The sequence below is a fragment of the Mycobacterium triplex genome (assembly GCF_000689255.1).
GTDB lineage: Bacteria > Actinomycetota > Actinomycetes > Mycobacteriales > Mycobacteriaceae > Mycobacterium > Mycobacterium triplex.
The window spans coordinates 2,756,953-2,781,529 of sequence record NZ_HG964446.1; the positions used below are offsets into that span (position 1 = coordinate 2,756,953).

Annotated in this window: 21 protein-coding genes; 13 read left to right on the forward strand and 8 right to left on the reverse strand. The window is 67.6% G+C overall.

What is annotated here, in order from left to right; all coding sequences use genetic code 11:
- The first annotated feature begins 159 nt into the window (after nucleotides 1-159).
- From uvrC to BN973_RS12980, 5 genes are all read left to right on the forward strand, one after another.
- Nucleotides 160-2,124, forward strand: coding sequence for an excinuclease ABC subunit UvrC (uvrC, locus tag BN973_RS12960; RefSeq protein WP_036468619.1), 1,965 nt, complete (start codon nucleotides 160-162; stop codon nucleotides 2,122-2,124).
- Nucleotides 2,121-3,041, forward strand: coding sequence for an RNase adapter RapZ (rapZ, locus tag BN973_RS12965; protein ID WP_036468620.1), 921 nt, complete (start codon nucleotides 2,121-2,123; stop codon nucleotides 3,039-3,041). Before uvrC ends, rapZ begins: the two co-directional genes overlap by 4 nt.
- Complete coding sequence (locus BN973_RS12970; protein ID WP_036468622.1) at nucleotides 3,038-4,114, forward strand: YvcK family protein; 1,077 nt, start codon at nucleotides 3,038-3,040, stop codon at nucleotides 4,112-4,114. The genes rapZ and BN973_RS12970 overlap by 4 nt, the downstream gene beginning before the upstream one ends.
- Nucleotides 4,111-5,088, forward strand: a complete 978-nt coding sequence (gene whiA / locus BN973_RS12975; protein WP_036472355.1) for a DNA-binding protein WhiA — start codon at nucleotides 4,111-4,113, stop codon at nucleotides 5,086-5,088. Before BN973_RS12970 ends, whiA begins: the two co-directional genes overlap by 4 nt.
- A 93-nt stretch (nucleotides 5,089-5,181) precedes the next feature.
- The gene (locus BN973_RS12980) at nucleotides 5,182-6,570 is read left to right on the forward strand and encodes a WS/DGAT/MGAT family O-acyltransferase (protein ID WP_036468623.1); all 1,389 of its coding nucleotides are present in this window, start codon (nucleotides 5,182-5,184) and stop codon (nucleotides 6,568-6,570) included.
- Here BN973_RS12980 and BN973_RS12985 read toward each other — a convergent pair.
- The 3 genes from BN973_RS12985 to BN973_RS12995 are packed head-to-tail and all read right to left on the reverse strand — an operon-like array spanning nucleotide 6,567 to nucleotide 10,189.
- On the reverse strand, nucleotides 6,567-7,817 hold the full coding sequence (locus tag BN973_RS12985) for an alpha/beta hydrolase (protein ID WP_036468624.1): 1,251 nt from the start codon (nucleotides 7,815-7,817) through the stop codon (nucleotides 6,567-6,569). The two genes, BN973_RS12980 and BN973_RS12985, sit on opposite strands and share 4 nt — an antisense overlap.
- Nucleotides 7,817-9,445 (reverse strand): acyl-CoA ligase FadD12, encoded by a 1,629-nt coding sequence (fadD12, locus tag BN973_RS12990; RefSeq protein ID WP_036468625.1) that lies wholly within the window; start codon nucleotides 9,443-9,445, stop codon nucleotides 7,817-7,819. Before fadD12 ends, BN973_RS12985 begins: the two co-directional genes overlap by 1 nt.
- 3 nt (nucleotides 9,446-9,448) lie before the next feature.
- Entirely contained in the window at nucleotides 9,449-10,189 is a 741-nt protein-coding gene (locus BN973_RS12995; RefSeq protein WP_139830223.1) for a 1-acyl-sn-glycerol-3-phosphate acyltransferase, read from the reverse strand.
- Nucleotides 10,190-10,429: 240 nt separating this feature from the next.
- Between BN973_RS12995 and BN973_RS13000 the strand changes: the two genes are divergently transcribed.
- The 8 genes from BN973_RS13000 to BN973_RS13035 all read left to right on the forward strand — a co-directional run bounded on the left by BN973_RS13000 (nucleotide 10,430) and on the right by BN973_RS13035 (nucleotide 19,654).
- On the forward strand, nucleotides 10,430-11,701 hold the full coding sequence (locus tag BN973_RS13000; protein ID WP_036472358.1) for a helix-turn-helix domain-containing protein: 1,272 nt from the start codon (nucleotides 10,430-10,432) through the stop codon (nucleotides 11,699-11,701).
- A gap of 350 nt (nucleotides 11,702-12,051) precedes the next feature.
- A complete protein-coding gene (locus tag BN973_RS31675; RefSeq protein ID WP_051641241.1) occupies nucleotides 12,052-12,348 on the forward strand; it encodes a hypothetical protein in 297 nt (98 codons plus the stop codon).
- A 167-nt stretch (nucleotides 12,349-12,515) separates the two neighbouring features.
- Nucleotides 12,516-13,535: a type I glyceraldehyde-3-phosphate dehydrogenase gene (gene gap, locus BN973_RS13010; protein WP_036468626.1), complete on the forward strand. Its 1,020-nt coding sequence runs from the start codon at nucleotides 12,516-12,518 to the stop codon at nucleotides 13,533-13,535.
- Between the two features lie 3 nt (nucleotides 13,536-13,538).
- On the forward strand, nucleotides 13,539-14,792 hold the full coding sequence (locus tag BN973_RS13015) for a phosphoglycerate kinase (protein WP_036468627.1): 1,254 nt from the start codon (nucleotides 13,539-13,541) through the stop codon (nucleotides 14,790-14,792).
- Nucleotides 14,789-15,574 (forward strand): triose-phosphate isomerase, encoded by a 786-nt coding sequence (tpiA, locus tag BN973_RS13020; RefSeq protein WP_036468628.1) that lies wholly within the window; start codon nucleotides 14,789-14,791, stop codon nucleotides 15,572-15,574. The genes BN973_RS13015 and tpiA overlap by 4 nt, the downstream gene beginning before the upstream one ends.
- A 54-nt stretch (nucleotides 15,575-15,628) precedes the next feature.
- Nucleotides 15,629-15,862: a preprotein translocase subunit SecG gene (gene secG, locus BN973_RS13025; RefSeq protein WP_036468630.1), complete on the forward strand. Its 234-nt coding sequence runs from the start codon at nucleotides 15,629-15,631 to the stop codon at nucleotides 15,860-15,862.
- Between the two features lie 51 nt (nucleotides 15,863-15,913).
- Nucleotides 15,914-18,745 carry a phosphoenolpyruvate carboxylase gene (gene ppc, locus BN973_RS13030; protein ID WP_036468632.1) on the forward strand — a complete coding sequence of 944 codons (2,832 nt, stop codon included), beginning with the start codon at nucleotides 15,914-15,916 and terminating at the stop codon, nucleotides 18,743-18,745.
- Nucleotides 18,746-18,871: 126 nt separating this feature from the next.
- Nucleotides 18,872-19,654, forward strand: coding sequence for a bestrophin-like domain (locus BN973_RS13035; RefSeq protein WP_036468634.1), 783 nt, complete (start codon nucleotides 18,872-18,874; stop codon nucleotides 19,652-19,654).
- Nucleotides 19,655-19,687: 33 nt separating this feature from the next.
- On the opposite strand, the gene BN973_RS13040 is transcribed toward BN973_RS13035, so the two are convergent.
- The 5 genes from BN973_RS13040 to tal form a co-directional block, all read right to left on the reverse strand.
- Nucleotides 19,688-20,086 carry an ATPase gene (locus tag BN973_RS13040; RefSeq protein ID WP_036468635.1) on the reverse strand — a complete coding sequence of 133 codons (399 nt, stop codon included), beginning with the start codon at nucleotides 20,084-20,086 and terminating at the stop codon, nucleotides 19,688-19,690.
- A gap of 175 nt (nucleotides 20,087-20,261) precedes the next feature.
- Nucleotides 20,262-21,014 carry a 6-phosphogluconolactonase gene (pgl, locus tag BN973_RS13045; RefSeq protein WP_036468637.1) on the reverse strand — a complete coding sequence of 251 codons (753 nt, stop codon included), beginning with the start codon at nucleotides 21,012-21,014 and terminating at the stop codon, nucleotides 20,262-20,264.
- Nucleotides 21,011-21,922 (reverse strand): glucose-6-phosphate dehydrogenase assembly protein OpcA, encoded by a 912-nt coding sequence (gene opcA, locus BN973_RS13050; RefSeq protein WP_036472360.1) that lies wholly within the window; start codon nucleotides 21,920-21,922, stop codon nucleotides 21,011-21,013. The genes pgl and opcA overlap by 4 nt, the downstream gene beginning before the upstream one ends.
- Nucleotides 21,919-23,460 (reverse strand): glucose-6-phosphate dehydrogenase, encoded by a 1,542-nt coding sequence (gene zwf, locus BN973_RS13055; protein ID WP_036468639.1) that lies wholly within the window; start codon nucleotides 23,458-23,460, stop codon nucleotides 21,919-21,921. Before zwf ends, opcA begins: the two co-directional genes overlap by 4 nt.
- Nucleotides 23,457-24,575, reverse strand: a complete 1,119-nt coding sequence (gene tal / locus BN973_RS13060; RefSeq protein WP_036468641.1) for a transaldolase — start codon at nucleotides 24,573-24,575, stop codon at nucleotides 23,457-23,459. Before tal ends, zwf begins: the two co-directional genes overlap by 4 nt.
- Nucleotides 24,576-24,577 lie beyond the last annotated feature (2 nt).

The window sequence follows — 24,577 nt, forward strand, 5'->3', positions numbered from 1 at the left end:
TGTTGCCACCCACTGTAGCGTCACAGCTAACCGGGTGCTTAGCCCGAACGAGCGCCCGCCAAACCGTCCACCGTGTTTGCGCCGGGCGAAAAGCGGTCGATTTCGCACCACGCGATCCCGATCGGCGTCGACGTCTTTGGCGGCTACTAGCCTGGATACGTGCCAGATCCCGCCACGTATCGTCCGGCTCCCGGATCCATTCCGGTCGAGCCGGGCGTGTACCGATTCCGGGACACGCACGGGCGGGTGATCTACGTCGGCAAGGCCAAGAGCCTGCGCAGCCGGCTGACGTCATACTTCGCCGACGTCGCGAATCTGCACCCGCGCACCCGGCAGATGGTGACCACCGCGGCCAAGGTCGAGTGGACGGTGGTCAACACCGAAGTCGAGGCGCTGCAGCTGGAATACAACTGGATCAAGGAATTCGATCCACGTTTCAACGTTCGTTACCGCGACGACAAGTCCTACCCGGTGCTGGCCGTGACCCTCAACGAGGAGTTTCCCCGGCTGATGGTCTATCGCGGCCCGCGGCGCAAGGGGGTGCGCTATTTCGGCCCGTACTCACACGCGTGGGCAATCCGCGAGACGCTGGATCTGCTCACCCGGGTGTTTCCTGCGCGCACCTGCTCGGGCGGAGTGTTCAAGCGGCACAAGCAGATCGATCGTCCGTGCCTGCTCGGCTACATCGACAAATGCTCGGCCCCGTGCATCGGCCGGGTCAGTGCCGACCAACATCGCCAAATCGTCACCGACTTCTGCGACTTCCTGTCCGGCAAGACCGACCGGTTTGCCCGCGAGCTGGAACAGCAGATGCACGCCGCGTCCGATCAACTCGATTTCGAGCGGGCAGCCCGGCTACGCGACGACCTCGGTGCGCTCAAGCGGGCGATGGAGAAGCAGGCCGTGGTGCTCGGCGACGGCACCGACGCCGACGTGGTGGCGTTCGCCGACGACGAGCTCGAGGCCGCCGTGCAGGTGTTTCACGTCCGCGGCGGCAGGGTCCGCGGCCAGCGCGGGTGGATCGTCGAAAAGTCTGCCGACCCAGGCGATTCCGGCGAAGAGCAGTTGGTCGAGCAGTTCCTGACGCAGTTCTACGGCGATCAGGCGGCGCTGGGTGGCGCCTTGAAAGAGGTCACAGACGAAGCCGCCAATCCGGTTCCGCGCGAGGTGCTGGTGCCGTGCCTGCCGTCCAACGCCGACGAGTTGGCCAACTGGCTGACCGGGCTGCGTGGATCCCGGGTCGCGCTGCGGGTGCCGCGCCGCGGCGACAAGCGGGCGCTGGCCGAGACCGTAGCGCGCAACGCCAAAGAAGCGCTGCAGCAACACAAGCTGAAGCGAGCCGGCGACTTCAACGCCAGATCCGCGGCGCTGCAGAACATTCAGGACGCGCTGGGTCTGGCGGATGCGCCGCTGCGCATCGAGTGCGTCGACGTCAGCCACGTGCAGGGCACCGACGTGGTGGGTTCGCTGGTGGTATTCGAGGACGGCTTGCCCCGCAAGTCGGACTACCGGCACTTCGGAATCCGGGAAGCCGCCGGGCAGGGCCGCTCCGACGACGTCGCGTCCATCGCCGAGGTGACCCGGCGCCGCTTCCTGCGCCATCTGTCCGACCAAAGCGACCCGAATATGCTTTCCCCGGAAGGCAAATCACGCCGGTTCGCGTATCCGCCCAATCTGTTCGTCGTCGACGGCGGCGCGCCGCAAGTCAATGCGGCCAGTGCCGTCCTCGAGGAGCTCGGCATCACCGATGTCGCGGTGATCGGGCTGGCCAAGCGGCTCGAAGAGGTGTGGGTGCCGTCGGAGCCGGATCCCATCATCATGCCGCGCAACAGCGAGGGACTTTATTTGCTGCAGCGGGTCCGTGACGAGGCGCACCGGTTCGCGATCACTTACCATCGCAGCAAGCGATCCAAGCGAATGACCGCCTCAGCGCTGGATTCGGTGCCAGGATTGGGAGAACATCGCCGCAAGGCGCTGGTCACTCACTTCGGATCGATAGCCCGCCTCAAGGAGGCCACCGTCGACCAGATCACCGCCGTGCCGGGCATCGGCGTGGCGACGGCCACGGCCGTCCTCGAGGCGCTGCGACCCGAGCCGCCCGAACAACCCGGAGCCTCGGCATGACCAGTCACGACAGCGAGCAGCGGTCCGCGCACGCGGGCGACGCCGCCGGGATCGACGTCGTTCTGGTCACCGGATTGTCGGGCGCCGGGCGGGGTACCGCCGCCAAGGTGCTCGAGGACCTCGGCTGGTACGTCGCCGACAACCTGCCACCCCAGCTGATCACCCGGATGGTGGATTTCGGGCTGGCGGCCGGCTCGCGGATCACCCAGCTCGCGGTCGTGATGGACGTGCGGTCGCGCGGCTTCACCGGCGACCTCGACGAGGTCCGCAGCGAACTGGCCACCCGCAACATCAACCCGCGCGTGGTGTTCATGGAAGCCTCCGACGACATGCTGGTGCGGCGCTACGAACAGAATCGCCGCAGTCACCCGCTGCAGGGCCAGCAGACGCTGGCCGAGGGCATCGCCGCCGAGCGCCGGATGCTGGCACCGGTGCGCGCGACGGCGGATCTGATCATCGACACCTCCACGCTGTCGGTGCGGGGTTTGCGGGAGAGCATCGAGCGTGCCTTCGGCGGCGACGCGAGCACCTCGACGAGCGTCACCGTCGAGTCGTTCGGCTTCAAGTACGGGCTGCCGATGGACGCCGACATGGTGATGGATGTGCGCTTTCTGCCGAATCCGCACTGGGTCGACGAACTGCGGCCGCACACCGGCCAGCACCCCGCCGTGCGGGACTATGTGTTGGGACAACCGGGGGCGGGGGAGTTCCTCGACGCTTACCATCGACTGCTAACTCTGGTTGTCGACGGCTACCGCCGGGAGGGCAAGCGCTACATGACGGTCGCGATCGGCTGCACCGGCGGCAAACACCGCAGCGTCGCGATCGCGGAGGCGTTGATGCGGTTGTTGCGGGCCTCGGAGACCGGAGCACAACTGTCGGTGCGGGTGCTGCACCGGGATCTGGGCCGCGAATGAATCCGCCACGGAGCGAGGGCATCGTCGCGCTGGGCGGTGGGCACGGCTTGTATGCGACGCTGTCCGCGGCGCGTCGGCTGACGCCCTACGTCACCGCCGTGGTGACCGTGGCCGACGACGGCGGCTCGTCGGGCCGGCTGCGCAGCGAATTGGACGTGGTGCCACCCGGTGATCTGCGAATGGCGTTGGCGGCGTTGGCATCTGACAGTCCATACGGGAGGCTGTGGGCGACCATCCTGCAGCATCGGTTCGGCGGCACCGGCGCCCTGGCCGGACACCCGATCGGCAACCTGCTGCTGGCCGGGCTGTCCGAGGTGCTGGCCGATCCGGTCGCCGCGCTCGACGAGTTGGGGCGCATCCTCGGCGTCAAGGGCCGGGTGCTGCCGATGTGCCCGATCGCGCTGCAGATCGAGGCCGATGTGTCCGGCCTGGAGGCCGACCCGCGGATGTTCCGGCTGATTCGCGGTCAGGTCGCCATCGCGACCACACCGGGCAAGGTGCGCCGGGTGCGGCTGCTGCCCCCGGATCCGCCGGCGACCCGGCAGGCCGTCGACGCGATCATGGCGGCCGACCTGGTGGTGCTGGGGCCCGGATCCTGGTTCACCAGCGTGATCCCGCACGTGCTGGTCCCGGAACTGGTCGCTGCCCTGCGCGCCACCTCGGCCCGCCGCGCCCTGGTGCTGAACCTGGTGGCCGAGCCGGGGGAGACCGCCGGGTTCTCGGTGGAGCGTCATCTGCACGTATTGGCCCAGCACGCGCCCGGATTCACCGTCAACGACATCATCATCGACGCGGATCGGGTGCCCAGCGAACGCGAACGCGAGCAACTGCGCCGCACCGCGACCCTGCTGAAGGCCGAGGTCCAGTTCGCTGACGTGTCCCGACCTGGTACACCTTTACATGATCCGGGCAAGCTTGCGGCGGCCCTGGACGGGGTCCGAACGGGCCGCACGGGTCCGGCAGCGCCTTCGGCCAAGGCCACCGCAGAGATTCGGGTCGACGGTGAAAGTTCAACGACGGGCGTGAACGGACCAGCTGGCAGCGGACCAAGGGGTGACGACGCGTGGCGATGACGACCGAAGTCAAGGACGAACTGAGCCGCTTGGTAGTGAAATCGGTCAGCGCGCGTCGAGCCGAGGTCACCTCCCTGCTGCGGTTCGCCGGCGGGCTGCACATCGTGGGCGGCCGCGTGGTCGTCGAGGCCGAGGTGGACCTGGGCAACATCGCCCGCCGGCTGCGCAAGGACATCTTCGACCTCTACGGCTACAACGCGGTCGTGCATGTGTTGTCGGCCAGCGGGATTCGCAAGAGCACCCGGTATGTGCTGCGGGTGGCCAACGACGGCGAGGCGCTGGCCCGCCAGACCGGGCTGCTCGACATGCGCGGACGTCCGGTGCGCGGTCTGCCCGCCCAGGTCGTCGGCGGCAGCATCGGGGACGCCGAGGCCGCGTGGCGGGGCGCCTTCTTGGCGCACGGGTCGCTGACCGAGCCCGGCCGTTCGTCGGCGCTGGAGGTCAGCTGCCCCGGCCCGGAAGCGGCGCTGGCGCTGGTCGGCGCGGCCCGCCGGCTCGGGGTCAGCGCCAAGGCCCGCGAGGTGCGCGGCGCCGATCGCGTGGTGGTGCGCGACGGCGAGGCGATCGGCGCGCTGCTGACCCGGATGGGTGCCCAGGACACCCGGCTGGTCTGGGAGGAACGCCGGATGCGTCGCGAGGTGCGCGCGACGGCCAACCGGCTGGCCAACTTCGACGACGCCAACCTGCGCCGCTCGGCACGGGCCGCGGTCGCCGCGGCGGCCCGGGTGGAGCGGGCGCTGGAGATCCTCGGCGACACCGTCCCCGACCATCTGGCCTCGGCCGGCAAGCTGCGCGTCGAGCACCGGCAGGCCTCGCTGGAGGAGCTGGGCCGGCTTGCGGACCCCCCGATGACGAAAGACGCTGTGGCAGGCCGTATTCGGCGCTTGCTGTCGATGGCCGATCGTAAGGCGAAGGTCGAAGGCATCCCCGACACCGAGTCGGCCGTGACGCCGGATCTGCTGGAGGATGCTTAACTAGCCACGACGCGGCGGGGGAAACGGGGGGCGCGTGGCGGGTTTGTTGACCAATGCTCGACTTGATTTGCTGGCGAGGACTACGGTCATCGCATGAAGCGGCTTTCGAGCGTTGATGCGGCGTTTTGGTCTGCGGAAACCGCGGGCTGGCATATGCATGTCGGTGCACTGGCGCTGTGCGATCCCAGCGATACGCCGCAGTTCAGCTTTCAGCGCCTTCGGGAAGTGCTGATCGAGCGGCTGCCCGAGCTGCCGCAATTGCGCTGGCGGGTCACCGGGGCGCCGCTGGGGCTGGACCGGCCGTGGTTCGTCGAGGACTCCGAGCTCGACATCGACTTCCATGTCCGCCGCATCGGCGTTCCCGGTCCCGGGGGTCGGCGCGAGCTGGAGGAGCTGGTCGGCCGGCTGATGTCGTACAAGCTGGACCGCGCGCGCCCGCTATGGGAGCTGTGGGTGATCGAGGGGGTCGAAGGTGGCCGCATCGCGACGCTGACCAAGATGCACCACGCGATCGTCGACGGTGTCTCCGGGGCCGGGCTGGGTGAAATCCTGTTGGACGTCACGCCGGAACCTCGTCCGCCGCAACGGGAGACGGTCGGATCGCTGGTCGGCATCCAGATTCCGGGGATCGAACGCCGCGCGGTGGGCGCGCTGGTCAACATCGGCGTCAAGACGCCGTTCCGGATCGCCCGGTTGGTGGAGCAGACGGTGCGCCAGCAGGTCGCCGCGCTGGGTCTCGCCAGTCGGCCGCCGCGCTTCTTCGAGGCACCCAAAACCCGGTTCAACGCACCCGTTTCGCCGCACCGCCGCGTCACCGGGGCCCGTGTCGAGCTGGCGCGCGCCAAGGTCGTCAAGGACGCCTACGGCGTCAAGCTCAACGACGTCGTACTGGCGCTGGTGGCCGGTGCCGCCCGCGAATATCTGCAGAAGCGCGGTGAGCTGCCGGCCAAACCGCTGATCGCGCAGATCCCGGTCTCCACCCGCACCGACGCCGACAAGGACGACGTCGGCAACAAGATCAGCTCGATGACGGCCTCGCTTGCCACCGACATCGAGGACCCGGCCGAGCGGCTGCGCGCCATCCACGAAAGCACGCAAAGCGCCAAGGTCATGGCCGAGGCGCTGTCGGCGCATCAGATCATGGGGCTCACCGAGACGACCCCGCCCGGACTGTTGCAGTTGGCCGCACGCGCGTACACCGCCACCGGGCTGTCGCGAAACCTGGCTCCGCTCAACCTGGTTGTGTCGAATGTTCCCGGTCCGCCGATGCCGCTGTACATGGCCGGGGCGAAGCTGGAATCGCTGGTGCCACTGGGCCCGCCGGTGATGGACATCGCGCTGAACATCACCTGCTTCTCCTACACGGACTACCTGGACTTCGGTTTCGTGACGACACCGGAGGTGGCCAGCGACATCGACGACATGGCCGATGCCATCGAGCCGGCGCTGACCGAACTCGAGAAGGCGATGGAGGCGGGTTAGTCGCGGCGCAGGTAGGTCGTCGCGTACACCCAGGACAAGAACCGCGCGACCGCCTCGGCCGATTTGTGCGCCCGCGGGGAGCCGAAGATGTCGAAAGCGTGCTGCGCATATGGCAATTCGGCATACGCGACCGGGGATTTCGACACCGCGCGCAGTTCCTCGACGAACTCCTGCGCCTCGCCGACGGGGATCAGCGAATCGTCGTGGCCGTGCAGGATGAAGAACGGTGGCGCATCGGCGCGTAGCTGCCGGATCGGCGACGCGTCGAGGTAGACGTCGCGGTGGGAGGCGAATTTGCGTTTCACGACGAACTTTTCGAGCAACTCGACGAACTCGCGGCGCCCTTCGCCGCTGGTGGAGAACCAGTCGTAGCGTCCGTACACCGGAACTGCGGCGACCACCGAGGTGTCGGCGTCTTCGAAACCCGGCTGGAATTGTGGGTCATTGGGCGTCAGCGCGGCCAGCGCGGAAAGGTGCCCGCCCGCCGAACCGCCGGTGATGGCAACGAAATTCGGGTCCCCGCCGTAGGCGGCGATGTTCTCCTTCACCCACGCCAGTGCCCGTTTGACGTCGACGATATGGTCGGGCCAGGTGTGCTTCGGAGAAACCCGATAGCCGACCGACACACAAACCCAGCCGCGCGCGGCCAGATGACTCATCAGGGGATAGGCCTGCGGGCGGCGCATCCCGATCACCCAGGCGCCACCGGGGACTTGCACCAGCACGGGCGCCTTGCCGTCGCGCGGCAGGTCGCGGCGCCGCCAGATGTCGGCCCGGTTGGCGCGGTGCGGCCCGTAGGCCACGACGTTGGTCTTCTCGACATAGTGCCGCCGAGCCACGGTGATGCCCAGCGGCAGGCTGAGCCGTCCCCGGCGCTCCGGCGCGGTTTGCGGCAATGCGGCCACCGCCTCGCGATAATCGGGACCCAGCTGTTCGGCCAGCCCCGCCTCCAGCACCGGGCCCGGGGTGGTGACGTTGCGATGGCGGATCACCGCGAGGATCGCCCACGACGCCGCCGTCAGGGCCAGCGCCGCTTTGCCCCGGCGTCCGGCGAAGTCGCCGCGGCGGCCGCGCCGCAGGACGTCGGCCAACGAACCGGCGAAGTACAGGCCGGGCACTTCCGAGGTCGGCCAGCCGAACCAGAACACCAGCACGGTCCGGTAACCCTTGCGGGCCAGCGGCCGTAATCCGTTGGCGGCGTTGGCCAATTCGATGGCCGCGCGCAACAGCGGCCTGCGGCGGCGCATCAGTCGTTCACCCGTGATTGCAGCTCGGCGCGCACGATCTTGCCGGTGCTGCTGCGGGGCAGCTCGTGCAGAACCGAGATCTCGCGCGGCACTTTGTAATTGGCGAGGTTGTCGCGGACGTGTTGCTTGAGCGTATCGGGCGTGGCGGTGGCGCCGGGTGCGAGCACCACGAACGCCGCCAGCCGCTGGCCGTACTGTTCGTCGTCCACGCCGATCACCGCGGCCTCGGCCACGTCCGGGTGCGCGGCAAGGGTCTTCTCCACCTCGATCGGGTAGACGTTCTCGCCGCCGGAGACGATCATCTCGTCGTCGCGGCCGACGACGAACAGTCGCCCGGCCTCGTCGAGATAGCCGACGTCGCCCGAGGACATGAACCCGGCGTGGAAGTCTTTGGTCGTGCCGGAGGTGTACCCGTCGAACTGGGTGTCGTTGCGGACGTAGATGGTGCCGACCTCGCCGGTGGGCATTTCGTTGAATTCCGGGTCCAGGATCCGGATCTCGGTTCCGCCGGCCGGCTTGCCCGCGGTGTCGGGTGCGGCACGCAGGTCCGCCGGTGTGGCCGTGGCGATCATGCCCGCCTCGGTCGCGTTGTAGTTGTTGTAGATCACGTCGCCGAACTGATCCATGAACGCGGTGACGACGTCGGGCCGCATCCGCGAACCCGACGCCGCGGCGAACCGTAATGACTTGCCGCTGTAGCGGTTCCGGACGTCGTCGGGCAGGTCCATGATGCGGTCGAACATCACCGGCACCACCGCCAGGCCGGTCGCCCGGTGCCGGTCGACGAGCTCCAGCGTCGCCTCCGGGTCGAACTTGCGACGGGTGACGATCGTGCAGGCCATCGACGCGGCGAAGATCAGCTGTGAGAACCCCCAGGCGTGGAACATCGGCGCGACGATCACGATCGTCTCCTCCGCCCGCCACGGCGTGCGGTCCAGAATCGCCTTGAGCGTGCCGATGCCGGCGCCACCGCCAGACTGCTTGGCGCCCTTGGGACTTCCGGTGGTCCCGGAGGTCAGCAGGATCATCCTGCCCTTGCCGCCGGTGCGCTCCGGCCCCAGTCCGGCATGCGAGGTGATCAGCTGCTCCACCGTCAGGTCATGCGGGCCTTCGGTCCACGCCACGATCCGGGTGGCGTCCGGCTTGTCGGCCAGCGCGCGGTCCACCGTCGCGGTGAACTCCTCGTCGTAGATCGCGGCGTCGACGCCCTCGCGGTTGACCACCTCGGCCATCGCCGGCCCGGCGAACGACGTGTTCAGCAGTACCACGTCGGAGCCGATCCGGCTGGCCGCCACCACCGCCTCGACGAAGCCGCGGTGATTGCGGCACATGATTCCGAGCACCTTCGGCCGGCCCGACGGCAGCCGCTGCAGCGCGGCCGCCAGCGCGTTGATCCGATCGTCGAGCTGGCGCCAGGTCAGCGTGCCGAGTTCGTCGATCAGGGCGGGGCGGTCCGGGCAGCGCTGCGCGGCGCCGGCGAAACCGACCGTCATGCCCATGCCCTCGCGACGCATCGCCGCGGCCATCTTGAGGTAGCGGTCGGGCCGCATCGGCGCGATCATCCGGGCGCGTCGCAGCGTCGCCAGGACGCCCAAGGCGCCGCGAGCCTGATCCAGGGGAGACGGCATGGCTCAGCCCAGAATCGGGAAGCGGCGCTTGGCGGCGAGGTCGTTGAGGGCCTCCTGCATGACCGCTCGCACGTGCGCGTCGACCTCGTCGACGTCGGGATCTTCGCCGAACCGCGCGGCGATGTCGATGGGTTCGAGCACCTGCGTGACGATCTTGGTGGGCAGCGGGACGTTTGGCGGGACGACGGCGCTGAACCCGAACGGGAAGCCGAACGAGACCGGCAGGATGGCGCTGCGCAGCAGGCGCTTGATGCCCAGCCGCTCGGCCAGCCAGGTGCCGCGGGTCAGGTACAGCTGTGTCTCCTGGCCGCCGATGGACACCGCGGGAACGATCGGCACGCCCGCTTCGATCGCGGTGCTGACGTATCCCTTGCGGCCGTTGAAGTCGATGACGTTCTCCGCGACGGTCGGCCGGTAGGCGTCGTAGTCACCGCCGGGAAAGACGACGACCACGCCGCCGGACCGCAACGCCTTGGCGGCGTTGCGCCGGTTGGCCCGGATGTAGCCGGCGCGCCGGAACAGCCCGCCGGTGAAGCCCAGGAACAGGATGTCGTGGCTCAGCGTGTAGACCGGCCGCTGGTAGCCGAATTTCTCGTAGAAGTCGACGCTGAAGATTGGGACGTCCATCGGGAACATGCCGCCGGAGTGGTTGCCGACCACCAGCGCCCCGCCGGGCGGGAAGGTGTCCAGGCCGTGCACCTCCGAGCGGAAGTACCTCTTCAGGACCGGGCGCAGCACACCCATCAGGCGTTGGGTCAGGCCCGGGTCGAATTGGCCGATCTCGGGGTCCCCCACATCTCGGCCGTCGCTATCGCCCACTTCGCTCACCGATGCCCCCTTTGGCGTCGCTCGACCGTCCCGTGTTGAGTCCCTCGATGGTAGCCAGGGCTCTCATTTGGATGGCCAACAGGCAAACACGCTTACCTTGCGGCTTCCGGTCGCGCACAGTGATGGGTGGGGGAGAACCGGATGGAAGGTGGCGGCATGGTCGACGTCATTGTGGACCCGATGTCGGTGATCGCGCGGGAGATGGATCGCATTCGGGAGGACTTCATCGCCGAGGTCTTCGAGGAGATCAAGGCCGAAAATCGCGACCTCAATTACGACGCCGCAATGGTGGATCTGTGGCGGGCCAGCCTCACCGACAGCGTGCTCGCCGGCATCGAATTCCTGGCCCAAGGCGCGACGGCCGAGTGGCTGGAGGCCCCGGCGGCGTCGGTGGCCTACGTGCGCGCGGCCGCGCGGCGCGACGTTCCGCTGTCGGTGTTGGTGCGGGCACACCGCATCGTGCACTCGCGGTTCCTGGAAGCGGCGATACGGTTCGTGGCGCTGGTGGACCCGGCCCGGCAGGTGCCGACGATCGTCGACCTGGTGTCTCGCTCGGCGAGTTTCGTCGACGCCGTGGCCGATCAGCTGACGGTCTCTTACGAGCTGGAGCGCGACGAATGCGCGAGCGATCACAGCGGCCGGCGGCCGCTGGCGGGCGGCGAGGTGCGGGACACCATTCCGGTCGCCGCCGCGGTGGCCGACAGCGTACTGACCTATCCGCTGGACGGTGTGCACGTCGCCGCGGCGCTGTGGGTGCACGAGACGGTACCGATCCAGGACGTGGTGACGTCGTTCGAGCGGGTGCGACGCGCCGTGGGGGCCGCGGTGGGCGCGGTCAACGGCACGCTGATGGTGCCGACGGGTGACCGCGAGGCGCGGTTGTGGTTTGCGCTCGACGAATCTGGCAAACGGGAGATCGACCAGGCGCGGGTGCGCGCGGCTTTCGAGTCCGCGGGCGTACGGGCCGGTCTGGCGGTCGGTCGGGTCGAAGACGGGCAAGTCGGCTTCCGGGCGTCGCTGAAACAGGCGGAGCGGGTGAAGACGGTCGCTTTTGCCGGCGGTGGCAGCGGCGATGCCCGTGCGGTTTTCTACCGCGAGGTCGCGCCAATTGCGTTGATGGCAGGCGACTTGGACGAGTTGCGCTCCTTCGTCGCAGATGCGCTCGGCGAGCTCGGACACGACGACGAGCGCACCGGGTGGCTGCGCGAGACGTTGCGCGAGTACTTGTCCCGCAATCGCGATCACGTAGCGACAGCCGACGCAATGCAGTTGCCGCCCAACATCATTCAGGAAGCCGTGGCGCGGGCCGGGCAGCTGTGCGGGCAGCGTTTCGGCGACCCCGACGCGACGTTGCGACTGCAGATCGCGCTGGAGGCCTGCCGGTGGATGGCCCCGGCGGTGTTGCACATGGCCCACGAATGTCCTTAGCAGCCACCGTCTCTGACCCGTTGAAGTAGTCACGGCCTCCGAGCGGCTGACCTGGCGATTATGCCGTACTAGCAAAAGCGACATACGGTTAGTCGCCGAAGCATATGGCGCTGGCCGGATTCGGGGGGTTATGGTTACCGCGCTAAACAGTGAACTGCCAGTTGAGAGAAGAAATGATGGACTTCGCTGGTTTGTCTGACGAGCGTGATGCACGCTCGGTCGCTGCGCACACATCAAGTGGTGCCCGTGACCGGCGCGGGCGTCACCCTCGCGGCGCCGCAGTCCGTCCCGGTCCGGGGTATGTCCGACAATCGGGATCCTCGATCACGACTGGCCGTCCGCTCGTTGGGTTGGATCGTTCCGCGGTTGCGGCCGACACGGCCGATCAGCGTCAGGCCGACTACTTTCTGCGTCTGCTCACCGCGAACCGCCGGCTGCTCGACCAACGGATCGACGGCTACCGCAAGGCGATTGCCGTCGCTGAAGCCAGAGGCGACGGCGAAAGCGCAATCGTCTTCCGGCGCACGGCGCGCGTCGAGGAGCAGGAACGCAAGGCGCTCGACGACCTGATCGAGAAGCTGCAGCGCCGATTTGTGGTTCAGCCCACAGCCGAGGTTCCGCGGGGACCGCGCCTTGTGGTCCGCTAGGACCGCAACTACGTCCAACGATCGCGCCACGGGTCGGGTCCGGGGCCATCTAGCTCGACGTTTGGCCCGCTGGGGTTCGGGACTGTTACCGGCCCAGCAACCGTTGCTCCTACTGATCTAGGCTGACGCCCAGGGGTTCAACACCAGACTTACCGAGGGAGATACAAGTGACGGTCCGAGTAGGCATCAACGGCTTCGGTCGAATCGGACGCAATTTCTACCGTGCGTTGTTGGCGCAGCAGGAGCAGGGCGGTGCTGACATCGAAGTGGTGGCGGTCAACGACATCACCGACAACAGCACCCTGGCGCACTTGCTGAAATTCGACTCCATCCTGGGCAGGTTGCCGCACGACGTCAGCCTCGAAGGTGAGGACACCATCGTGGTGGGTCCGGCGAAGATCAAGGCGCTGGCGGTGCGCGAGGGCCCGGCCGCGCTGCCGTGGGGTGACCTGGGTGTCGACGTCGTCGTCGAGTCCACCGGCATCTTCACCGCCCGCGCCAAGGCGCAGGGCCACCTGGACGCCGGCGCCAAGAAGGTGATCATCTCCGCACCCGCCAGCGACGAGGACATCACCATCGTGCTGGGCGTCAACGACGACAAGTACGACGGCAGCCAGAACATCATCTCCAACGCGTCGTGCACCACGAACTGCCTCGGCCCGATCGCCAAGGTCCTCAACGACGAGTACGGCATCGTCAAGGGCCTGATGACCACCATCCACGCCTACACCCAGGACCAGAACCTGCAGGACGGCCCGCACAAGGACCTGCGCCGCGCCCGCGCCGCCGGCCTGAACATCGTGCCGACCTCCACCGGCGCCGCCAAGGCCATCGGCCTGGTGCTGCCCGAGCTGAAGGGCAAGCTGGACGGCTACGCGCTGCGGGTGCCGATTCCCACCGGGTCGGTGACCGACCTGACCGCCGAGCTGCGCAAGTCCGCCGGCGCCGACGAGATCAACGCCGCGATGAAGGCGGCGGCCGAGGGTCCGATGAAGGGCATCCTGAAGTACTACGACGCGCCGATCGTGTCCAGCGACATCGTCACCGACCCGCACAGCTCGATCTTCGACTCGGGCTTGACCAAGGTGATCGACAACCAGGCCAAGGTGGTCTCGTGGTACGACAACGAGTGGGGCTACTCCAACCGGCTCGTTGACCTGGTCGCACTGGTCGGCAAGTCGCTGTAGATCGTGGCCGTCCCAAACCTCGAAGACCTTCTGTCCGAGGGTGTTTCGGGCCGTGCCGTGCTGGTGCGTTCCGACCTCAACGTCCCGCTCAACGATACCGGCGAGATCACCGACCCGGGTCGGATCACCGCGTCGGTCCCGACGCTGAAGGCGCTGCTGGACGGCGGCGCCAAGGTGGTGGTGGCCGCGCACCTGGGTCGCCCCAAGGACGGGCCCGACCCGAAGCTGTCGCTGGCGCCGGTCGCGGCCGCACTCGGCGAGCAACTGGGCCGGCACGTGCAGCTGGCGGGCTTCGATCAAACCGGAGTCGTCGGTACCGACGCGTTGGCGCGTGCCGAGGGGCTGACCGACGGCGACATCATGTTGCTGGAGAACATCCGCTTCGACGCCCGCGAGACCAGTAAAGACGACGCCGAGCGGCTGGTGTTGGCCAAGAAACTGGCCGAATTGGTGTGGCCGGGAGGTGCTTTCGTCTCCGACGGCTTCGGCGTGGTCCATCGCAAGCAGGCCTCGGTCTACGACGTCGCCACGCTGCTGCCGCACTACGCCGGCACACTTGTGGCCGACGAGATCCGGGTGCTGGAGCAGTTGACCAGCTCGACCACCCGGCCCTACGCGGTGGTGCTCGGCGGGTCGAAGGTGTCCGACAAGCTCGGCGTCATCGAGTCGCTGGCGACCAAGGCCGACAGCATCGTGATCGGCGGCGGGATGTGCTTCACCTTCCTTGCCGCAGAAGGCTTTTCGGTGGGCAAATCGCTGCTCGAAGAGGACATGGTCGAGACCTGCCGCCGGCTGCTGGACACCTACGTCGACGTATTGCGTCTGCCGATGGACATCGTGGTCGGCGACAAATTCGCCGCCGATGCGTCACCGCAAACGGTCGCGGCTGACGCCATCCCGGATGACCAGATGGGTCTGGACATCGGGCCCGGGTCGGTGAAACGCTTTGCGGCGCTGCTGTCCAACGCCCAGACGGTGTTCTGGAACGGCCCGATGGGCGTCTTCGAATTCCCGGGGTTCGCCGCCGGCACCCGCGGTGTCGCCGAGGCGATCGTCGCGGCGACCGGCAAGGGCGCCTTCAGCGTGGTGGGCGGTGGTGATTCCGCGGCGGCCGTGCGCGCGCTCGGCATTCCCGAGGACGACTTCTCGCACATATCCACCGGCGGCGGCGCATCGCTGGAATACCTGGAGGGCAAGCAGCTACCGGGCATCGAGGTGTTGAGTCGCCCGCAGCCGAGCGAAGGGGAGCAGAAGTGAGCCGTAAGCCGCTGATCGCCGGCAACTGGAAGATGAACCTCAACCACTTCGAGGCCATCGCGCTGGTGCAGAAGATCGCATTCGCGTTGCCGGACAAGTACTTTGACAAGGTCGACGTCACGGTGCTGCCGCCGTTCACCAACCTGCGCAGTGTGCAGACGCTGGTCGACGGCGACAAGCTGCGGTTGACCTACGGTGCCCAGGACCTGTCCCCGCACGAGTCCGGCGCCTACACCGGCGACATCAGCGGCACCTTCCTGGCCAAGCTGGGCTGCACGTTCGTCGTCGTCGGGCACTCCGAACGGCGCACCTACCACAACGAGGACGACGCGCTGGTGGCCGCCAAGGCCGCGGCCGCACTCAAGAACGGCCTGACCCCGATCGTGTGCGTCGGCGAGCACCTCGACATCCGTGAGGCCGGCAAGCACGTCAGCCACTGTGCGGCGCAGGTGCGCGAGTCGCTGGCCGGGCTGTCGGCCGAGCAGATCGGCCAGGTCGTCATCGCCTACGAGCCCGTGTGGGCGATCGGCACCGGCCGGGTGGCCAGTGCCGAGGACGCCCAGGAGGTCTGTGCGGCGATCCGCGCGCAGCTGGGCGAGCTGGCGTCACCCCAGATCGCCGAGACCGTGCGGGTGCTCTACGGCGGCTCGGTGAACGCCAAGAACGTCGGCGAGATCGTCGCGCAGGACGACGTCGACGGCGGGCTGGTCGGGGGAGCGTCGCTGGAGGGCGAGCAATTCGCGACGCTCGCCGCCATCGCCGCCGGTGGTCCGCTGCCCTGAGCACTCCGAGCGTCGGTTACGGCCGGCCGAGCGGCAACCGGTAAGCTGTCCGTCATGGTTTTGGCCCTACAGATCACCCTGGTGGTCACCAGCATCCTGGTGGTGCTGCTGGTGCTGCTGCACCGCGCCAAGGGTGGCGGGCTGTCCACGCTGTTCGGTGGTGGTGTGCAGTCCAGCCTGTCCGGGTCCACCGTGGTGGAGAAGAACCTGGACCGGCTGACGGTGTTCGTGGTCGGCATCTGGCTGGTGTGCATCATCGGCATGGCGCTGCAGATCAAGTACCGCTGACGCATTCCCGTCGGCAGGCGGGCCAGCCGATCCGCCCTGATACTGGATCGCATGGTTGAGGTTTCTGAGCCTGTTTCTGAGCCTGTTTCTGAGGCCGCGCTGGCGCCGATCGGTGCCGTGCAGCGGACCCGGGTCGGGCGCGAGGCGACCGAGCCGATGCGCGCCGACATCAGGATGCTGGGCAGCATCCTCGGCGACACCGTGCGCGAGCAGAACGGCGACGAGGTATTCGACTTGGTCGAACGCGCGCGGGTGGAGTCCTTCCGGGTGCGTCGCTCCGAGATCGACCGGGCCGAGATCTCCCACATGTTCGACGGCATCGACATTAACTTGGCGATCCCGATCATCCGGGCATTCAGCCACTTCGCGCTGCTGGCCAACGTCGCCGAGGACATCCACCGCGAACGCCGGCGTCATGTTCACGTCGACGCGGGCGAACCACCGCAGGACAGCAGCCTGGCCGCCACCTACGCGAAACTCGACTCCGCGGAACTGGATTCGGCCACCGTGGCCGAGGCGCTGCGGGGTGCGCTGGTTTCTCCGGTCATCACCGCCCACCCCACCGAGACCCGTCGGCGCACCGTCTTCGTCGCGCAGCACCGGATCACCGAGCTGATGCGGCTGCACGCCGAGGGCCACCGGGAGACCAGCGAGGGCCGCAGCATCGACCGCGAGCTGCGCCGCCAGGTGCTCACGCTGTGGCAGACGGCGCTGATCCGGCTGCACCGGCTGCAGATCACCGACGAAATCGACGTCGGCCTGCGGTATTACCAGGCTGCGCTGTTCGAGGTGATCCCGCAGGTCAACTCCGAGGTGCGCGACGCGCTGCGCGCCCGTTGGCCCGACGCCGAGCTGCTGTCGGCGCCCATCCTGCAGCCGGGCTCGTGGATCGGGGGCGACCGCGACGGGAACCCGAACGTGACCGCCGAGGTGGTGCGGCGGGCCACCGGCAGCGCCGCGTTCACCGCGCTGGCGCATTACCTGTCCGAGCTGACCGATCTCGAGCAGGAGCTCTCGATGTCCGCCCGATTGGTCAGTGTCACAACGGAATTGACGAAGCTGGAGCAGAGCTGCCCGGAACGGGCCCGGGCCGACGAACCGTATCGGCGGGCCGTGCGGGTGATACGTGCCCGGCTCAGCGCCACGGCCGGCGAGATCCTGGACGACGAACCGCAGCACCTGCTCGACCTGGGGTTGGCGCCGTACGCCACGCCGGACGACCTGCGGGCCGATCTGGACATCGTCGACGCTTCGCTGCGCACCCACGGCAGCGCACTGCTGGCCGAGGACCGGCTGGGGCTGTTACGAGAAGGCGTGCACGTCTTCGGGTTTCACCTGAGCGGTCTGGACATGCGGCAAAACTCCGACGTGCATGAGGAAGTGGTCGGCGAGCTGCTGGCCTGGGCCGGCGTGCATGCGGACTATCGCTCGCTGCCCGAAGACGAGCGGGTCGAGCTGTTGGCCGGCGAATTGAGCACGCGGCGACCACTGCTGTCCGACCGCGCGCGGCTGTCGGAACTGGCTCATAAGGAATTGAGTGTGGTCGAGGCCGCCGCGTTCGCCGTCCAGCGGTACGGCCCGGCGGCGGTGCCCAACTACGTCGTGTCGATGTGCCAGTCCGTCTCCGACGTCCTGGAGGCCGCGCTGCTGCTCAAAGAAACGGGACTGCTGGATGTCTCCGGGTCCGAACCCTATTGCCCGGTAGGCATTTCCCCGCTGTTCGAGACGATCGACGACCTGCACAACGGGGCTCAGATCCTGCACGCGATGCTCGAGCTCCCGATCTATCGCGCGGTGGTGACCGCCCGGGGCGACAGCCAAGAGGTCATGCTCGGCTACTCCGACTCGAACAAGGACGGTGGCTATCTGACCGCGAACTGGGCGGTCTACCGGGCCGAGCTGGCGCTGGCCGAGGTGGCCCGCAAGACGGGAATCCGGTTGCGGCTCTTTCATGGTCGCGGCGGTACCGTCGGCCGCGGCGGCGGCCCCAGCTATCAGGCGATCCTCGCGCAGCCGCCCGGGGCGGTGAACGGTTCGCTGCGGCTGACCGAGCAGGGTGAGGTGATCGCCGCCAAGTACGCCGAACCGCTGTTGGCGCGACGAAACCTGGAAAGCCTGGTGGCGGCGACGCTGGAGTCGACGCTGCTGGACGTGGAGGGCCTCGGCCACGCGGCCGAGCCGGCCTACGCGGTGCTCGACGAGATCGCGACGCTGGCCCGGGACGCCTACTCCGAATTGGTGCACGAGACACCGGGTTTCGTCGAGTATTTCAAGGCGTCCACGCCGGTCAGCGAGATCGGGTCGCTGAACATCGGCAGCCGTCCGGCATCGCGCAAGCCCACCGAGTCGATCGCTGACCTGCGCGCCATCCCGTGGGTGCTGGCCTGGAGCCAGTCGCGGGTCATGCTGCCCGGTTGGTACGGCACCGGATCGGCGTTCGCGCAGTGGATCGCGGCCGGGCCCGAAAGCGAAAGCGAGCGAGTCGAAGTCCTGCACGACCTCTATCAGCGGTGGCCGTTCTTCCGCAGCGTGCTGTCCAACATGGCGCAGGTGCTGGCCAAGAGCGACCTGGGACTGGCGGCACGGTATGCGGAATTGGTGGCCGACGAGTCGTTGCGGCGCAGGGTGTTCGACAAGATCGCCGAGGAGCATCAGCGAACGATTGCCATGCACCGGTTGATCACGGGTCACGAAGACTTGCTGGCCGACAACGCGGCGCTGGCCCGTTCGGTGTTCAACCGCTTCCCCTACCTGGAGCCGCTGAATCACCTGCAGGTGGAGCTGCTGCGGCGGTACCGCTCGGGAGACGACGACGAATTGGTGCAGCGCGGCATCCTGCTGACGATGAACGGGCTGGCAAGCGCGCTGAGAAATAGCGGTTAACAGCAGCTGAACCGAGCGCTGTGCCGCACCGGTCGCGAATACGCTGGCGCCGGGCCGAATTGCGCCGAAGTGCGCCGACCAACTCGCGGTCCCTTCGCATCGGAGCGATAGCTGGCAGGGAGATCGTTGGACGGACTCGGACTACCACTTTGGCTGCTTCTCCTCTGTGTCGTCGGCGGCGCGATTTTGATCGCGGTGGGCTGCATAGTATTTGCCAATCGGACGATGAAACAGGTTGGTCAAGACCATAATTCGACGATGTCGCCGTTCATCGCGATCGTCGGGCTCGTTTACGGCGCGCTGCTCGGATTCACCGTGGTCGTCGCGTGGCAACAGTTCTCCTCCGCCGAGGTGGTGGCCGCCAACGAGGCGTCCGCCCTGACGACGATGTACCGCCAGACCGTCGCGATGCCAGAACCGGAGCGGTCCCAGCTTCGGCAGCTGTTGCGCAGTTACGCGAGCGCGGTGGCGTCGAGCGAATCGACTACCCGAAGCGGTGACGCTCCCAGCGACACCGCGCGATCCGCGATCACCACCATGTACCGCATCGTCGGCACCCAACCGACCGGCACCGCGTCCAGCCCGATCAACGCGGAGTATCTCAGCGAGTTGAGCACGTTGGCGGCCGACCGTACCCAGCGCATCATCGACACCGAGCCGCGGATACCCCCGCTGCTCTGGGCGGGCCTGATATTCGGCGGGATTGTGTTGGTCGGGCTCACGGCGTTTCTGAGCATGCAGAGCACCGTCGGTCATGCGGTGGTGACCAGCACCATCGCGGTGCTCCTCGGCCTGCTGTTGTGCATCGTCTTCACCCTCGACCATCCATTTGAAACCGATCGGGGAATCACGGCCGAGCCGTTTCAGCACGCGCTCGAGGTTTTCGACGCCGTGGACCACGAGACGTAGTCGACTGGGGTTTGGGTCGGCGCCGGTCGCGGCCTATCGCGTCGGCCGGTTGCGCAGCCGGTCCACCACCCCGCGCACCGCGTGCTCGGTCACCGATAGCGGCGACATCACCGTCTCGCCGATGCCGACGATGTAATCGATGCGCTTGACGATCGCCTCCACCGGCTCGACCAGCGAGATCAGGCGTTTGGCGAGTTCATCGAGGCTTTCCATGGTTCCCTCGAGGTGGTCCAAGCCGCCGTCCAGGCGCTCGACGGTGCCGTTCAACCGGGTCAGGGAACTGCTCAGCTCGTTCATGGTTCTGCCGAGGCCGTCGAGGACGTCCTCGACCTGCTCGACCGTCTTGTCGGCGTTCAACGCCGCCTGGGTGAGCGTCTTGATCCGGTTTCGCTCGGGCCCGCCGCGCGCCGTTCTGTCCGCCATGACGGTAATTATGACCGCGACGGAACTCGGGAAAACCTCTAAGCATCGAATTGGATGTGCAAAGACATCACTGTGACGGTGGCTGGCGTGGCCACCTGACCCGGGGCTGCGGGTGCGAGGTCACGCGGCGGTTGGGCGAGTATGCGGCCGGCTACGCCGACCGGAAGGCGGAGCGGGCGGGGTCCTAGGCCGACTGCCCGGGAAGCTTGGCGGCGGCGTCCTCGTCGAGCAGCCACAGCGTGGTCTCGATGCCGACGGCCCCCGCGGCCGGGATGTCGACGGGCTGGGCGCCGCCGATGGCGGCGGCGGCGGCATCGCCCTTGGCGGCCCCGGACACCATCAGCCACACCTCGCGAGACCGCTGAATAGCGGGCAATGTCAAGGTGATTCGTTGCGGCGGTGGTTTGGGGGAGTCGTCGACGGACACCACCATGCGGGTGGTCTCACGCACCGCAGCGGTGTCGGGGAACAGCGAGTTGATGTGGCCCTCGGGGCCCATGCCAAGCAGGTGGACGTCGAAATTCGGTACCTGCTCGCCCGGTTCGGCGTTGGCCGCCAGCAGTTGTTCGTAGGCCAGCGCCGCGGCGACGAGATCGCTGCCGAATTCGCCGTCGCTGGCGGCCATCGGGTGCACGTTGCTCGACGGGATGTCGATGTGGTCGAGCAGGGCGTCGCGGGCCTGCTTCTCGTTGCGCTCGCCGTCGGCTAACGGGACGTAGCGTTCGTCGCCCCAGAAGAGGTGAACCTTCGACCAGTCGACCTGGCCGGCCTGGGCGCGCAGGTACTTCAGCAGCCCGATGCCGTTGCCGCCGCCGGTCAGCACGATCAGGGCGCGTCCGCGCGCCGCCACGGCGGTGCGGATGGTCTCGACCAGCCGGCGTCCTGCGGCTTCGACCAGCTTGTCGCTGTCCGGGAAGACTTCAACGGTTGTGCTCACGCGTATTGCACCTTATCGATTCCTTCGAGCGCGCTGAAGTAGACCTCGTCGGGGTCCAGGCGGCGCATGTCTTCGGCCAGGCATTCGCGGGTTTCCCTGCGCGCCAACGGAACCAGAGCATCCGGTCGGCCGGTCCGGCTCAGGGTGGCCGTCGTTCCCTCTTGCGGGCGGCTCAAGGTGATGGTCTCGGTCTTGCGCACCAGTTCGACCTTGAGTTCGCCGACCTCCCGGCGTACCGGCCCGTCGATCCGGCTGGCCAGCCACCCGGCCAGCACGTCGAGTGAGGGTTCGGTGCGCAGACCCGAAACCAGCGCGGATTCGATTTTCTCGTGCGGCTTCTGGTCGACCGCCGAGGTGAGCAACGCCCGCCAGTACGTGATCCGCGCCCAGGCCAGATCGGTGTCCCCGGCGGTGTATCCGGGGAGCCTGCTCTTGATCACCGAAAGTGGGTCGTCGGTGTTGGTCGCATCGGTGATGCGGCGAATCGCCAACTTGCCCAACGGATCTTGAGCGGGCACCGCGGGAGCGACATCGGGCCACCACACCACGACCGGGATGTCGGGAAGCAGGAACGGGATGACGACGCTCGCGGAGTGACCGGACAGCGGGCCGGACAGGCGCAGCACCACGACCTCCCCGGCGCCGGCGTCACCACCGACTCGAACCTGAGCATCCAGGCGTGCGTCACGGCCGTCGGTATCACCGGCCGCCACGACCAGCACCCGGCTCGGGTGTTCGTGGCTGGCGGCGTTGGCCGCCTCGATCGCCTCTTCCAGCAAAGTGTCGTTGTCCGACTTGATGATCAGCGTCCCGACCCGGCCCATCATCACCACGCCGGCCTCTTCGCGCAGCGCGTCGAGCTTCTTGTTGACCGCGGTGGTGGTGGTGTCGAGCAGATCGACGATCACGGCCGCCGCCATTCCCGGTCGGTTCGGCGCAACATCTCGTCGGCCGAGGCTGGGCCCCAGGTGCCCGCCTCATACGGGTCGGGTTTTCCGTCCGCTGCCCAGTGATCGAGGACGGGATCGAGTATCTGCCAAGCCAATTCGACCTCCTCGTTCACCGGGAACAGCGACGGCTCGCCCAGCAGCACATCCAGGATCAGCCGTTCATACGCCTCGGGGGAGTCTTCGGCGAACGCCGAGCCGTAGGAGAAGTCCATGTTGACGTCACGGACTTCCATCGCGCCCGGGACCTTGGAACCGAACCGCAGCGTGATGCCCTCGTCGGGCTGCACCCGGATGACCAGCGCGTTGGCGCCGAGCTCGTCGGTCATGGTGGCGTCGAACGGCAGATGGGGGGCGCGTTTGAAGACCAATGCGATCTCAGTCACCCTGCGGCCCAAGCGTTTTCCGGTACGCAGGTAGAACGGCACCCCGGCCCAGCGGCGGGTGTCCACCTCGAGCGTGATCGCCGCGAAGGTCTCGGTGCTGGATTCCTTCGAAAACCCTTCCTCGTCAAGCAATCCCACCACCTGCTCGCCGCCCTGCCAGCCGGCCACGTATTGGCCGCGGCTGGTGGTCTCGTCGATCGGCTGGGCGAGTTGGGTGGCCGAGAGCACCTTGATCTTCTCGGCCTGCAGCGCTTTCGCGTTGAAGCTGACCGGCTCTTCCATCGCCGTCAGCGCCAACAGCTGCATCAGGTGGTTCTGGATGACGTCGCGGGCCGCGCCGATGCCGTCGTAATACCCGGCCCGTCCACCCAGCCCGATGTCCTCGGCCATCGTGATCTGCACGTGGTCGACGTAGTGCGCGTTCCAGATCGGGTCCCAGAATTGATTGGCGAAACGCAGGGCCAAGATGTTCTGGACCGTCTCCTTGCCCAGGTAGTGGTCGATGCGGAACACCGCCTCCTCCGGAAAGACCGAGTTCACTACGTGGTTGAGATCGCACGCGCTCTTCAGGTCGTGGCCGAACGGCTTCTCGATGACAACCCGGCTCCACCGATCCTCTTGCGGGCGGGCCAGACCGGAGGAGTGCAGTTGTTCGCACACCACCGGGAACGACTTCGGCGGGATCGCCAGATAGAACGCGTGATTGCCGCCGATACCGCGCTCGGCGTCGAGCTTGTCCAGCGTCTCGGCCAGCCGGGCGAACGCGGCGTCGTCGTCGAAGGCGCCCGACACGAACCGCAGTCCCTCGGCCAGCCGCTCCCAAATGGCCTGCCGGAAAGGGGTGCGGCAGTACTGCTTGACGTCATCGTGGATCACCCGGGCGAAGGCGTCGTGATCCCAGTCGCGTCGGCCGAAGCCGACCAGCGAGAAGGTCGGTGGCAGCAACCCGCGGTTGGCCAGGTCGTAGACCGCGGGCACCACCTTTTTGTGCGCCAGGTCGCCGGTGACGCCGAACAACACCATGGCGCACGGGCCGGCGATCCTGGGTAGCCGCTTGTCGTCCTTGTCCCGCAATGGGTTGCGCCATTGCGCGCCATCAGCGCCGGGCGTCATTTGGTGGTGGAATTCAGCTGCTTCTGTGTCTCGTCGAGCAACTCGGTCCACGATTCGACGAACTTCTCCACGCCCTCGTTCTCCAGCACGACGAACACATCGGTCACGTCGATGCCGATCGCCGACAGCTTGTCGAACACGCCCTGGGCCTCCTGGGCCGTGCCGCGGATCGTGTCCCCGGTGATCACGCCGTGGTCGGCGACCGCGTCAATTGTCTTCTCCGGCATGGTGTTCACCGTGTTGGCCGCGACCAGCTCGGTGACGTAGAGGGTGTCGGAGTAGTCCGGGTTCTTGACACCGGTCGACGCCCACAGCGGACGCTGCACCCGGGCTCCGTCGGCCTTCAAAGCCTCGAAACGGGCACCGCCCTCGAAGACCTCCTGGTATGCCGCGTACGCCAGCCGGGCGTTGGCGACACCGGCCTGGCCGCGCAGGTCGAGCGCTTCGGGCGAACCGATCTTCTCCAGTCGCTTGTCGATCTCGGTGTCCACCCTGGAAACGAAGAACGAAGCCACCGAATGGATCTTGGACAGGTCGTGCCCCGCCTCGCGGGCCTTCTCCAGCCCGGCCAGGTAGGCGTCCATCACCGCGCGGTGCCGCTCGACGGAGAAGATCAGCGTGACGTTGACCGAAATTCCTTCCGCCAGAACGGCGGTGATGGCAGGCAGACCGGCCTCGGTGGCCGGGATCTTGATGAACAGGTTGGGCCGGTCGACGATCTTCCACAGCTCGACGGCCTGCGCGACGGTCTTGTCGGTCTCGCCGGCCAGCCGCGGGTCGACCTCGATGGACACCCGGCCGTCGATCCCGTCGGAGGACTCCCACTGCGGTGCGAGCACATCGCACGCGGTGCGCACGTCGTCGGTGGTGACGGTGCGGATGGTGGCGTCCACGTCGGCGCCCCGCTCGGCCAGCTCGGCGATCTGGCTGTCGTAGGAGTCGCCCTCGGCGAACGCCTTCTGGAAGATCGACGGGTTGGTGGTCACGCCGACGACACTCTTGGTGTCGATCAGCTCCTGCAGGTTGCCCGACTGTAGCCGCTGACGCGACAGGTCATCGAGCCACACGGATACCCCGGCGGCGCTCAGCGCGGCGAGGTTGGCGTTCTGGGTCATCT